At 50.2% G+C, this 13,771-nt stretch carries 8 protein-coding genes; 7 read left to right on the top strand and 1 reads right to left on the bottom strand.

The window, feature by feature from the left end:
- The first annotated feature begins 108 nt into the window (after window positions 1–108).
- The 4 genes from SHK35_RS08110 (at window position 109) to SHK35_RS08095 (ending at window position 6,303) form a co-directional block, all read left to right on the top strand.
- A complete protein-coding gene (locus tag SHK35_RS08110; protein ID WP_318709385.1) occupies window positions 109–1,833 on the top strand; it encodes a recombinase family protein in 1,725 nt (574 codons plus the stop codon).
- Window positions 1,778–3,526 carry a recombinase family protein gene (locus tag SHK35_RS08105; protein ID WP_318709384.1) on the top strand — a complete coding sequence of 583 codons (1,749 nt, stop codon included), beginning with the start codon at window positions 1,778–1,780 and terminating at the stop codon, window positions 3,524–3,526. The genes SHK35_RS08110 and SHK35_RS08105 overlap by 56 nt, the downstream gene beginning before the upstream one ends.
- Window position 3,527: 1 nt before the next feature.
- Entirely contained in the window at window positions 3,528–4,781 is a 1,254-nt protein-coding gene (locus SHK35_RS08100) for a recombinase family protein (RefSeq protein ID WP_318709383.1), read from the top strand.
- A gap of 97 nt (window positions 4,782–4,878) precedes the next feature.
- Window positions 4,879–6,303: a S8 family peptidase gene (locus SHK35_RS08095; protein ID WP_318703087.1), complete on the top strand. Its 1,425-nt coding sequence runs from the start codon at window positions 4,879–4,881 to the stop codon at window positions 6,301–6,303.
- 12 nt (window positions 6,304–6,315) lie between these two features.
- On the opposite strand, the gene SHK35_RS08090 is transcribed toward SHK35_RS08095, so the two are convergent.
- Window positions 6,316–6,630 (bottom strand): hypothetical protein, encoded by a 315-nt coding sequence (locus tag SHK35_RS08090; protein WP_318709382.1) that lies wholly within the window; start codon window positions 6,628–6,630, stop codon window positions 6,316–6,318.
- Between SHK35_RS08090 and SHK35_RS08085 the strand changes: the two genes are divergently transcribed.
- From SHK35_RS08085 to SHK35_RS08075, 3 genes are all read left to right on the top strand, one after another.
- A complete protein-coding gene (locus SHK35_RS08085; protein ID WP_318703074.1) occupies window positions 6,629–6,847 on the top strand; it encodes a hypothetical protein in 219 nt (72 codons plus the stop codon). The two genes, SHK35_RS08090 and SHK35_RS08085, sit on opposite strands and share 2 nt — an antisense overlap.
- On the top strand, window positions 6,801–7,679 hold the full coding sequence (locus SHK35_RS08080; RefSeq protein ID WP_318709381.1) for a glycoside hydrolase family 30 protein: 879 nt from the start codon (window positions 6,801–6,803) through the stop codon (window positions 7,677–7,679). Before SHK35_RS08085 ends, SHK35_RS08080 begins: the two co-directional genes overlap by 47 nt.
- Before the next feature lie 193 nt (window positions 7,680–7,872).
- Complete coding sequence (locus SHK35_RS08075; RefSeq protein WP_318709380.1) at window positions 7,873–13,767, top strand: rhamnogalacturonan lyase family protein; 5,895 nt, start codon at window positions 7,873–7,875, stop codon at window positions 13,765–13,767.
- Window positions 13,768–13,771 lie beyond the last annotated feature (4 nt).

Raw genomic sequence — 13,771 nt, 5'->3', positions numbered from 1 at the left:
AATTATGTTAACCTAAAGGCAGGATTATTTCAGTGGGAATCCTGATTGCAGGTTACACAGCCCCGTAGGACGGGTTTTGCTAACAATATTAAATCAGGAGGAACGCAGATGAAAGCAAAAGAATTTTATAATGTAGCCATTTATCTCCGTTTAAGCCGTGATGATCTTTCCACCGCAGGCGGAGGGGATATTGGCAGCATTGACGCAGGAAGCAGAAAAGCAGAAAGCAACAGCATCCGTTCACAAAGGGACATGATCCGTTCTTATATCCGCACACAGGATAACATGGAAATCTACGATATTTATGTAGACGATGGTTTTTCCGGAGCCAATTTTGACAGACCGGAATTCAAGCGGATGATGCAGGATATAGAGGCGGGGAATGTTGACTGTGTCATAGTAAAGGACTTATCCAGATTAGGACGAGATTATATAGAAGCCGGGCGGTTGATTCAGAAGACCTTCCCGGCTTTTTCTGTGCGTTTTATCGCCCTTACAGACCATTTTGATTCACTCACAGCGGATTATCATGAGACGTCGCTGGTGGTTCCCGTGAAAAACTTTGTCAATGATTCTTATTCCAGGGACATATCCGGCAAAGTGAGAAGCCATCAGCAGGCAAAAAGGGAAAAGGGAGACTTTATCGGCGCATTTGCTGTCTACGGATACCGGAAAAGCGATAAAAACAAAAATCTTCTTGTGCCGGATGACTATGCTGCTGGTATTGTACGGAAAATCTTTGCATGGAAGATTGACGGTTACAGCAGCTTTGCCATTGCACAGCTGCTGGATGGAATGGGGATTCTTTCTCCGATGGAATATAAAAAGATGAATGGGGAGAAATACCATACCGGCTTTGTGACCGGAGTAAAAACAAGGTGGTCATCAGTTGCGGTCAAGAGGATTCTTACAAATGAAGCCTACATTGGGACGCTGGTGCAGGGCAAGGATGAAAAAGTAAATTATAAAGTGAAAAAGTCTATCAGGAAGCCGGAGGAAGAGTGGACGAAGGTTAAGGAAGCCCACGAAGCCATTATTTCAAAAGAGGATTTTGAAATCGTACAGGATTTGTTAAAGGTAGACACCCGTGCGGGAAGAGGAGAAAAAAAGTCGCACATCTATGCGGGACTGCTATTCTGCGGGGACTGCATGGAACCAATGACACGCAGAGTAAACCGTTACAAGGGAACGGAAACAGTTTCTTTTATCTGCTCCACAAAGAACAGGGGCGGGGGATGCAGCGGACATAAAATCCCAGAGGAAGATTTGAACCGTCTTGTACTGAATGGCCTGAAACAGCAGGTATCATTGTTCTTAGATAAAAGCAAGGTGCTTGAGGCAATCGGGCAGATGGAGATTCATTTTGAAGAAGTAGCAGCTTTTGACAAGGAGATTGAAAGGCTGTACAGCGAACAGGATAAATATCTGACGCTCAGGGCCGGCTTGTATGAGGATTTAAAAAAAGGAATCATTACGGAGGAAGATTTTAAGAATTTCAGGGAAATTTATGAAAAACGCTACCAGGAGCTTCAGCAGGCGGTCCGCAGCCAGGAAGAGACGATAAAAAGACTCTTTCAGTCGGGCGTATCCGCAGGCATGAACCTGGAGCGGATGAAAACGGCAATGCAGGTTACAGAGCTTGACCGTACCACACTGGTTACCTTTGTGAAACGGATTCTTGTGTATGAAGATAAGCGTGTGTACCTGGAAATGAGATTTAAGGAGCTGTTTTCAAAGGTGATTATGCTGGCGGATTATATAGATGCGGATAAGCAGCATGGAAAGGGGGGAAAGCCGGCTCTGCCGGCTGGAGCAGATGGCAAGAACCTCTAAAAAGCGGAAGGCATTTTCTGATGCAGCAGATAAGCCGAAAAAAATGTATTCTGTGGGTATTTATGCAAGGCTTTCCGTAGATGGAAGCAAGGCAGGCGGAAGGGATGCCTGCCTGCGGGCACGGAAAAATGAATCCATTGAAACACAGATTGAAATTGCAGAGGATTTTATCAGCAGGCAGAATGACATGACTGTATTTGACTGCTATACCGATATAGGAAAGACCGGAACGGATTTTAAAAGAGAAGGCTTCGAACGCATGATGCGTGATGTAAGGATGCGGAGGATTGACTGCATCATAGTAAAGGATTTGTCACGTTTTGGGAGAAACCACATCGAAACGGGAAACTATATCGAAAAGATTTTTCCATTCATGGGGGTCCGCTTCATAGCGGTTACAGACCATTTTGACAGCATGAACCTGTCCGGCGGGGATGAGACATGGGGTGTCAGCCTGAAAAATCTGGTCAATGAAATGTACGCAAAGGACATTGCTGCTAAAGTGAAAGCCAGCAGGAAAGAAAAATGGGAGCAGGGCAGCTATACAGGCGGTGTGCCTCCTTATGGATACCGTGCAGAGTGGATTGGTGATAAAAAGTGTCTTTTTATTGAGGAAACCACATCGGATATTGTAAAAAAGATATTTCAGCTGTTTCTTTCCGGAAAAAACAGGAAAGAGATTGTACAGTGGCTCTATGAGAACAGGGTGGCCAGACCTGCGGAATATCACAAAACAGGAAATATATACTTTAAAGAAGGGGAGCAGCCTGTGCAGTGGTCCAAGGGGACCGTAAAAATGATTCTGACAAATCCGGTCTACATGGGCTGCCTTGTGCAAGGGCGGACCTGCGGAAAAGATTACATGATGCGCAGCAGGCATGATATTGATTCCGGGGACTGGTCCGTAAAGGAGCATACCCATGAAGCAGTCATCAGTGAGGATATGTTTTTTGAAGCCGCCGCAAGGTTTGAAAAATCATCTGTTTACTGCAACAAGAAAGGATATTCCAAAGCGGTTCCGGTAGAGGAAGACATATTTGCGGATGTCCTTTTCTGCGGTGACTGCGGCTCGAAAATGACAAGGATCACTGCCATAAAACAGTTCAGCTCTAAAGACAGGGTGAGGACATACAGCTATAACTGCCCTAAGAAGGACCGGATTGACGGGGAAAAATGCGTTACGAAAAGCATTACCCTGGCATCACTTACCGATATTGTAAAGGAAGCGGTCCGGCAGGAATTTTCCCTTTCTGCAATGCGTCCAAAAGAGCTTGTGGAAAGCAATAAGCGGGAGGCAGAGGCCCAAAAGGAGGAATGGAACAGGCAGCTTCTTCACATTCAAAAAAGGATTGAAAATGTAAAAAAGCTCGGAAGCGAGCAGTACCTGAAGTACCGCATGGGGGAAATGGACGAGGAAAGCTTCCGGCGGGAAAAGGAAGACAACGATAAAACCACTCTTCTCCTGCAGAAGAAAAGTGCAGACATTGCAGAAAGATTAAAGAAAATAGACTTTGAAACGGCACAGAAGAACCATTTTCTGCGCACTTTGGTAAAGGGGAGTGAAAAAACAGATCTGACATCAGAAGCAGTCCGTACTCTGATACACAGGATCGAAGTCTATCCAGATCACAGGGTAAAGATAATATTTGCTTTCAGGAGGCAGGATATGCAGTTTGGAAAGGAGGGCATTTAGAATGAAAAGGTATCAGATTGCAATCTATATCCGTTTGTCAAAAGAAGATGACAGATGCAAGGAAGAAAGCAACAGCATCACAATGCAGAGAAGTCTTCTGGAAAGGTATGTGAAGGATCATTTTGCAGATTATGACCTGCATGAGTTTTGTGATGACGGCTATACGGGAACAAACTTTGAGCGCCCAGGTGTGCAGGATATGCTTGAGCGGGTAAGAAATAATGAAATTAACTGTATCATTGTGAAAGATTTTTCCAGATTTGCAAGAGATTATATAGAGCTTGGTTCTTACCTTGAACAAATATTCCCTTTTTTGGGCGTCCGTTTCATTTCCTTAAATGACAAATATGACAGTGACAATTATCAGGGCAGCATTGCGGACATTGATGTGAATTTTAAAAATCTTGTATATGACCTTTACAGCAAGGATTTATCAGGGAAGGTGCGTTCCGCCCTTGCTGTGCGGAAGGAACAGGGGCAGTATGTAAGCGGAAACAGCCCTTTTGGCTATGAGAAAGACCCAAAGGACAGACACGCCTTGCTGATTGCCGGGGACGAAGCAGAGGTTGTCAGACGCATTTACTCTTTAACCGTAGAGGGATATACGGCATCGGAGATTGCCAGACTGTTTAATGAGACCCATGTAAAGACGCCCATTGAATTTAAGATGGAAAAAGGAAAAACCAGCAGGATTCCCAAAGGGAACCGGTTTATGTGGACTGCCAGCACTATATGCCAGATATTAAGAAATGAAATATATATCGGCAGCATAGTGCAGAAGAAATACGAAAAGGACTTTGTGGGCGGGAAAAACCACATAAAGCCCCGTGAAGAATGGCTGGTCAGTTACGGCCACCATGAACCGATTATTGACAGGAAAGTGTTTGACAAGGTGCAGGAGGGGCGTGGAAAGAAAAGGAATCCCAAGCGTCATCCCACACATCCGCTTACCGGGAAGCTGGTCTGCGGCTGCTGCAGCAGAAATCTGAGTTACCGAGCAGGTCTTAACCCATATTTTACCTGTAAAAACCGCTATTCCAATGCAATGGATCATTGTGTGGATAAGGCCAATGCAATGTTCTTAGAGCAGTATATTCTGCTTATGATGCAGGACAAACTGGAGACAGAGGGAGAGCTTGAGAGGCTTACCAAGGATATGATAGACCGCTATATAGATAAAATTGTAGTCTGCGATGAACAGCGTATTGAAATCTTCTGGAAAGAAAATTCAAAGGTGTGCGGCTGTCGGTCTTGATTTTGCAGTTGTTTGACATGGAAGCCTGTATTTTCAGACAATGACTTAACAGCGGGTATCTGTTTTGAAGAAAAAAAGAGTAAAAATCTTGAAAAAAATGAAAAAATATGCTTTCAGGCACTTGACAGGAGAGGGCATCGACTATACCAACCCGGTATTTCGGGACGCAAATGGGCAGAGCCGTATTTTGGCTATCTGGGATCAGACCATTCAGGAGGGCAGTCCTCCGGAGGGATTTTTGTATGGAACCGAATACACAAGAGAGGATATCAACCGGGCCCTGGCGGCCCAGGACCCTTACAGCGTTGTGCCCAGCAGGGATGAAATCGGACACGGCAGTGCAATGGCTGGAGTGGCGGCAGGCAGCATTCTGGTCAATGGAAGCAGCTCCGCCTATGTGGGCGCCGCCCCCGATGCGGATATTCTGGTGGTAAAGTTAAAGGAAGCCAAGCAGTATCTGCGGGATTTCTATTTGGTGCCCCAGGGAGTGCCTGCTTTTCAGGAGAATGACATTATGCTGGCGGTAAAGTATGCGGACGGCTTTGCCAGACTGTTCCGCCGTCCGGTGGTCATCTGCCTGGGGCTTGGCACCAGCTTTGGAGACCATGCGGGAAACTCCGCCCTTGCCCGGTATCTGCGCTGGGTGGGAGTGAAGAGAAACCGGGCGGTGGTGGTCTGCGGCGGCAATGAGGGAAATGCGGCCCATCATTACCAAGGCGCTCTGGAAAAGCGGACCACAGCCGCCCCAAGCGGTGTAAATGTGGAGATCAGGGTGGCAGAGGATGTGAGGGGATTTTTTCTGGAGCTGTGGGGAAGCGTGCCTGATGTGTTTCATGTGACCGTCCGGTCTCCCGGAGGGGAAACCATTCCCGCAGGCCGTCTGGGTGTCAGACAGAGCATTACCTATGGCTTTGTGTATGAGAGAACCCGGGTTACGGTGGACAGTGTGCTGGTGGAACCCGCATCCGGTGAGGAGCTGATTCTGTTTCGGGTACAGGACCCAACGCCTGGTATCTGGACTTTCAGGGTGGAGGCTGTGGGAGAGGTGCACAACGGAACCTTTCACATGTGGCTGCCCATTACGGCGTTTATGAGCTCCCAGGTATATTTTTTGGAATCCACTCCCTATACCACTCTTACGGAGCCGTCCATGGCTGCGGATATTATCAGCGTTTCCACCTACAATGCAGCCAATAACAGCTTTTATGCGGAGTCGGGAAGAGGCTTTAGCAGACTGGGAGATATCCGTCCTGATTTTGCCGCTCCCGGGGTGAATATTTCCACTATTTACGGAAAGCAGACCGGCAGCAGCCTGGCGGCCGCCATCACCGCAGGCGCAGTGGCCCAGTTTATGCAGTGGGCCATTGTGGAGGGGAACAACGAGCTGGTGGAAAGCCGGGAGATCAAAAATTACCTGATCAGGGGGGCCTCCCGCAGCAGTGATTTAAGCTACCCCAACAGGGAGTGGGGATACGGCCGCCTGAACATGGTGGGAACCTTTGACGCGCTCATCGGGCTGTAACCCGTGCTTTGCTCACCGGCTCTGGGAGGTGAGGAGGTCTGAAATTTTCTGCTCGGTGATCAAGGAGGAAATGCCCACAAGCCCTGTTTCAGGAGATGTCTGGCGTCTGAAAACATATTTAAAGCGGGAGAGACCCTGCAATTCCTGCTGAATACGGTCTGCAAGCCGGGGCCCCAGCACATCGGAAACAATACCGCCCAAAACAATAGTCCTGCAGTCCAGCAGTGCGGCAATGTTGTTGATGCAGGAGGCAAGGGGAGGGGTAATATAATCTATGATATCCCCAATAAGGGAAGCATCCGGCTGAACGCTTCTGTCAAAGACCATGCCAAAGCGCTGCTTTTCTAAACTGAGCGGAGAAGAAAAGCAGCGCTTTGCAAGGCTGTATTTTGACAAGGAGCTGGGAATCGGATACTCCTTTGGCAGAATCCATATGAACAGTTGTGATTTCTCACTGGGAAATTACGCCTGCTGCCAGGAGGAGAGTCCACAGCTGGATGAAGGACAATGGGGAAATGAACCACGGGGGAGCCTTACTGCCTGAGTACAGAGCTTTGTGGGCGGAGTATTATATCCGGTTTCTGCGGCTGTACCAAAAGGAGGGGGTGCCGATCAGTTACCTTTCTGTGCAAAATGAGCCATATGCTGTGCAGACCTGGGATTCCTGCCTTTATTCTGCCAAAGAGGAGGGGGAGTTTGTACGGGATTATCTGGGCCCGGCCCTGGAAAAATCCCAGTTTCATGATGTAAAGGTTTTGGTTTGGGATCACAACAAGGAGCGTGCTTTTGAGCATGTAAAAGAAGTATTTGCAGACAAAGAAGCCTCTAAATATATCTGGGGAACGGCCTTCCACTGGTACAGCGGCGACCATTTTGAGGCGCTGGATCTGATCAGGAAAAATTGGCCTGATAAGAGCCTGATGATGACGGAATGCTGTGTGGACTTGACCTGTCCCAGCCAGAGCGCCGCTGCAGAACGCTATGCCCATGAGATCATTGGAGATCTGCGAAACGGAACCCGGGCCTTTTTAGACTGGAATCTGCTGCTGGATGAAGAGGGCGGACCAAACCATGTGGGGAATTTTTGCGACGCACCCATTCGGATGAATACTAAAACCGGAAAATTGGACGTTCGTTTAAGCTACTACTATATCGGACAATTCAGCCGTTTTCTTCCCACTGGCAGTGTGCGGACAGCCTCCACTGGGTACAGTGAGGATTTGGAGCATATTGCGTTTGGGCGGCCGGATGGCTCCACGGCGCTTATGCTGTTAAACAGAAGGGATTATGATCTGCCGGTGATTATTCGCATAGACGGCTGGTGGAAAACGCTGGAGGTGCCGGCCCATTCTCTGTCCACCGTCTTAATAGAGTAAAGGGAACGAAAAATTTGGTGATTTTTGCATAGTTTTTATTTTTGAATGCGTAGAATAAGAAAAATGGCGGTGATATGATTAAAAATATGAGAAACTTTTGTGCAGTTTGGGGATGCTGCACAAGGGTTTCGGTAAATGTTGTGTACGGCATATGGCTGTAGAGCGCACAATGCTTAAGAAAGGTGGAATTCAAATGAGGTACAGAAAGAAAGGATGGAAATGGAGACGGGCTTCCCTGAAAAGAGGCGTGGCGTTTACAGTGAGCGCTTCTTTGCTTTCGGGAAGCCTCTTTTTGTCTGACGGACTGACCACAAGGGCTGGCGGATTGATGAGTCTGGAGCAGTGGCAGCAGTCTGTCAGCGGGGGCAATGTTTCGGGAGGAGATACGGTATCGGGGAATAACGGCATTATGTCCCTTAGTGCAGTGGAGCAGGATTATACGGATTTTACTGAGAATGAACTGATTTATTCCTTTGATTTCGGCACGGATGTTACCAAAAGCAATACCTATGGGCAATGGGTGGTCGACGCCTCCACGGGAGAGACGGCAAACTTAGGCTTTCTTGACGTGGAGTACAACAATACGGCCCAGGGCTGGGTAAACAATGTATATTATCCCCGGGAACTGAGTAAACAGGAGGCGGGAGCTTCCTATGTGACGAACGCAGAGGGCTGTCTGGCTGTCTCAAGCAAGGTCTGGACGGAAACGGAAAGCACGGGCTATGGGGTGTATACCTATGAGAATACCTCGGCCTTTGGCATGGAGCTTCCCAATGCGGACTACAGCGTGGAGGTGGTGTTGACCAATCCAACCTCTGCGGCATACAATGCGTATATTGAGGCGGAGGATATTACAAAGGTAAGCAGTACGGAAATTCCGGCGGGAGAGAGCAAAACCCTTACCTTTACGGCGGTGCTCATCGACGGTGTGCTGGACCTGAAATTTCTGGCGGAGAGCAGCGCGGCGGATGTGACGGATGCCCAGACAAAGACGGTTTATGTGTCAAAGGTAAAGGTCACCAGACTTGCCACCCAGCAGGCGGGCACAAAGCCGACTATTTATCTGGCGTCGGATTCCACGGTGCAGACCTATGAGTCGGACTATGAGCCCCAGACCGGCTGGGGCGAGACCTTGGCGTTATTTTTTGGCGGTGAGGTAACGGAGCGGGAATGTGCGGACTGTGATTACAGTCAGGCCCAGGTCTATGAGGCCCAGAATGTGATTGTGGAGAACAGGGCCATTGGGGGACGCTCCTCCAAGTCCTTTGTGGAGGAGGGAAAGCTGGATGACCTTTTGGAGGATATTAAGCCGGGGGATTATCTCTTTGTGCAGTGGGGCCACAATGATGCCACCTACAGCAGGCCCAACCGTTATGTAGCCTCCTCGGATTTTGGGGACTGGCTTCAGTATTACATAGACGGAGCCTTGCAAAGGGGAGCGACGCCGGTGCTTGTGACGCCTGTGGCCAGATACAGCTACAGCACGGACAGCGACGGCAGTCTCACAAGCTTTCACAGTGATTTTGAGGCATACCGCCAGGTGATGCTGTCTATGGCTGCTGAACAGGCAATTCCCCTGATTGACCTGACACAGCGTTCCATTGCCCTGTGCAACAGCTTTGGCATTGAAGGGGCGAAATCCCTGTTTTTGTGGGTGGCAGCAGGAGAATACCCGGACGGGGCTTATGCGGGAGGCGCTTCGGATTCCACCCATCTGCAGTACTATGGGGCATATAAGTTTGCCCAGTGTGTGGCGAAGGGAATTCAAGAGAGCACGGATACGGCTCTTGCGGATTTAAAAAGCAGGGTGGTAATCAGCATTCCGGAAAATGTTCCCGGGGATGTGGACAACCTGGAGATTACGTCCGTGGGCGCAACCAGCGTAACCATGATCTGGGATGTGGCTTCGGACGCGGAGCTGTATTATATTTACAGACAACAGCTGGGGGAAAATGAGACGGCGGCAGATGTAAGCTTTGCAAACGCGGCCAAGTATTCTGTTTCCTCCTCCAACAAGTATACGGACAACAGCTGCGAGGCGGGGGAAACCTATGTATATGCGGTGCGCGGCTTCAATGAAAAAGGATTGGGAGATTTTTCGGACAAGGTGGAGGTGACCACCAAGGAGGCGGGCTACCGCTTTGATTTCAACTATGGCACATCTCCCACCATGGAAGGCTGGACGGGGGTAACCCAGAATCAGATGTACAGCGCCTCTGCCGGGTACGGCTGGATTACGGCTCCTGGCAATGGCCGTTACCGTGCAGATAACGGTAATGAGGATTCCTCCGACATGGCAGATGATTTCTGTCTGGGAGCGGGAGAATTTGCAGTGGACCTGCCAAACGGCGACTATGAGGTCACTGTGTATGCGGGGGACCTTCTGCCGGGCACAAGCACCATCAAGCCCTCCTACACTGCAGAGGGATATGCCCTGGGGAGCATTTCAACAAAGCTTGCTCTGGGAAGCTGCACCAACACCGTGCGGGTGACGGACGGACAGCTGAATCTCACAGTGGGCGGAACCAATGCTTATATTAACGGCATGACCGTCACCGGAATTTTGCTGGCTCCCACAGGTCTGGCGGCCACGGAATTAAGCACCAATGAGGCCAATGCAACGGTAAGCTTTCTCATAGGCTTTAATGGGATTGCGGAAGCGGTTTCCTACAATGTTTACTGTAAGAACAGCACAGATACGGACTTTGACATTGTAAAAACCATTCCTGCGGAAAGCATAAATGACTTGAATTATCGTGCCATGACAGGCTCCCTGGGGGAGACCTATGAATACTATGTGACGGCAGTGACCGCCGACGGAACGGAGTCCGCACCCAGCGAGACCATCACTGTGGCCCTGGTGGAGGAAGGGCCAAAGGCTGCGGCGCCTGCGAATCTGGTGTGCACCTCTCCCACGGAAAATACCACGCAGCTGCAAAGATTTGTTTCCTTACAGTGGGATGCGGTAGAGGATGCTGTGAAGTATATTGTCTATCGTTCCGATAAGGCGGAGGATGAAAAAGGCTTTCGGGAGTTTGTGAAGGTGGGAGAGAGCGCTGCCGTGACCTATACGGATGAAACGGTGACCACCCATATGCACTATTATTATAAGGTAGCAGCCCTTACCAGAACCGGTCTGGGACAGCTGTCGGAGGTATGCGTGACCCCGGTTACCGGAACGCTGGTTGCAGGGGGCTTAGAGAGCTATTCTGACAGAGGGGTGACGGCCATCTATCTGGGAGGCGCAGACGGGGCAGAAACCTATGTATCCGCAACGGATTCCCAGGGCAACGAGCTTTCAAGCGGTGTTTATGTAAGCTGGAGAAGCTATGAGGCTGACTTTGACAGCGATCATGATCTGACCACTACCTTTAATGTGTACAGGGGAAATACCCTGATCGCCCAGAATATCAAGGTGACAAACCTGGTGGATGAAGGGGGCGGCGCTTCCGATACCTATCGTGTGGAGGGAAGCAACGACAGCGCATTGGGACTGGCCTCGGAGGCTGTTTCCGTATGGCAGAATAAATATCTGGAGCTTACGCTGTACTGTCCGGCGGACGATACCATGCCCGACGGCAGCACCTGCAGCTATTCCGCAAACGATATGTCCGTGGGCGACCTGGACGGGGACGGAAAGCTGGAGCTTTTGGTAAAATGGTATCCAAGCAACGCCCAGGATAATTCCTCCGGAGGATATACCGGAAAGACCTATATCGACGCCTATGATGTGAATTTTAATACCGGAGCTGCAAGTCTTTTATGGCGTATTGACATGGGCGTGAACATCCGCTCCGGCGCTCATTACACACAATTCCAGGTGTGGGATTATGACGGCGACGGCAAGGCGGAAATCGCCCTGAAGGCAGCAGATGGAACCACCTCCTATGTAAGCAGTGACGGAACAGCCCAGGGGCTTACCCAGGAGGACTATGTGGGAGCCTGCAGCAGCCAGGAACTGCCTGTAAATACCATCAGCGCCGCAAACGACTACCGAAATTCTGGAGGCTATATACTGGAGGGACCGGAGTATTTTGCCATTTTTGACCATGACGGCAGTCTCATCGACGCGGTGGACTATCTTCCGGGAAGAGGCACTGTGAGCGCATGGGGGGACGCATACGGCAACCGGGTGGACCGCTTCTTGTCTGCAACCGCATACTTAAACGGAGAAACGCCCTTTGCCGTGTTCTGCAGAGGCTACTACACCAGAACCTGCCTTACGGCCTATTATCTGAAGGATACCGATGAGGACGGAATCGGGGATACCATCGACACCTATTGGACCTTTGACACGGACGCTCTTGGGCTTCCCCCTGAGGGAACGGAGTACGAGGCCCAGGGCAACCATGGCCTGAGCGTAAACGATGTTGACGAGGACGGCAAGGATGAGATTATTTATGGGGCCCTGGTTATCGACCATGACGGTTCCTTAAAGTATACCACCAGTCTTGGACATGGCGACGCCATGCACGTGTCGGACTGGGTATCCTGGAACGACGGACTGGAAATTATGAGCGTACATGAGCACAGCGACGCCCAGTATCAGGTGGAGATTCGTGATGCACAGACGGGCGAAATTCTCATGGGCTATCACACCGGACAGGACACCGGACGAGGGGTGGCCGCAGACATCGATCCCACCTGGGAAGGGGCTGAATGGTGGTCCATTGTAGGCGCTGACTTTGACGGCAGCTATGAGCCTGCATGGAATTCTACTGAGGGGGAGGTATATTCCACCTGGTCGTCCTTAAGCAGCCTGATCACCTTGTCGGATTCCACTCCCGCGTCGAACTTTACGCTTTTCTGGGATGGGGATTTGTTAAGTGAGATTCAGGACCATACTTTTAACGAAACAGCCTATGTATCCACGGGAACGGTGCTTTCCAAGTGGAATTACGAAGAGGGAGAGCAGGAGACACTGCTGTCCTCCACGGAAATTTTGTCCAACAACGGAACCAAGGGCAATATGGGCCTGGCTGCGGATATTCTGGGCGACTGGCGTGAGGAAATCATTACCAGAACCGCCGCAGATAAGAATAAGGTAAGAATTTATATGACCACCATCCAGACAGATTATGTGGTGCCCTGTCTGTTGGAAAATCTTGCCTACAGAGAGGGTGTGGCATGGCAGAACGTAGGCTACAATCAGCCTGCAAATGTAAGCTATCTGTTATCCCAGGGCCTGGTAACGCCAAAACTTGGGGATGTGGAGGCAGGAAACGGCTATGTGGAGTTTACCTTCACTCCGGGAAGCGACGGAGATTTGTACGGCCATGAGATCACCGGCTATGAGATTTACAGAGCCAAGGGAGACGGCGGGTATACGCTGCTTGATACGGTGGATATAGAGGAGCTGGATGTGGCCGAGGATGAAGATGCTCAGGAGATCATCGGCTGGGAGGAAGGCGATGTTGCAGGACAGTTTGATTTTGGAAACAAAACCACAGCCTCCGGCTTTACTACTGTCACCAACGGCGCCTACAGCGCATCTGCGGGCTATGGCTTTACCAGCGCAGGTGAGATCAACTATAACCGGGTGGGCGTAGGAATCACACCTGCCGGAGAGACCGCAACCGCTTTGGAAACCGCATGCTCCGATTTGTGCAGAGCCTCCGATGAGCTGACCTTTGAGGTGTATCTGCCTGCGGGCACCTATCAGGTGGAGGTTTATGCCGGCGCGGGATACAGCAACAGCGCCTATAATGGAAACAGCATTACCGTGAACGGACAGAATCTGGGAACCGTAAGCCAGAGCCCGCTGATTGCGGATATGGTAAAGACGGCACAGGTTACCCTGGAAGAGCCGGGAAATATTGTGGTAACGGCCCAAAACAGCGGCCAGCTGGCCATTTTAAACGCGCTTGTGATCACAAAGCTTACGCCTGTTTACGGAAGCGCTTCCGACAGTGACGCAGAACTGAAATATATTTACCGGGACACCACGGTAGAAGCGGGAGCGGCCTATTATTACAAGGTTGCGGCAGTGGTGAGCTGTCCCAAGGAAACGGGAGGAACGGGTGAAAGAACCGCCCATATGTCTGCGCCTGTGGAAGTACAGGCCCAGACAGCGGGGGCTGACAATTAGACAA

Origin of the sequence: Candidatus Acetatifactor stercoripullorum, assembly GCF_944382095.1 — a bacterium.
GTDB lineage: Bacteria > Bacillota > Clostridia > Lachnospirales > Lachnospiraceae > Acetatifactor > Acetatifactor stercoripullorum.
This window is presented reverse-complemented; position numbering and strand designations above follow the sequence as displayed.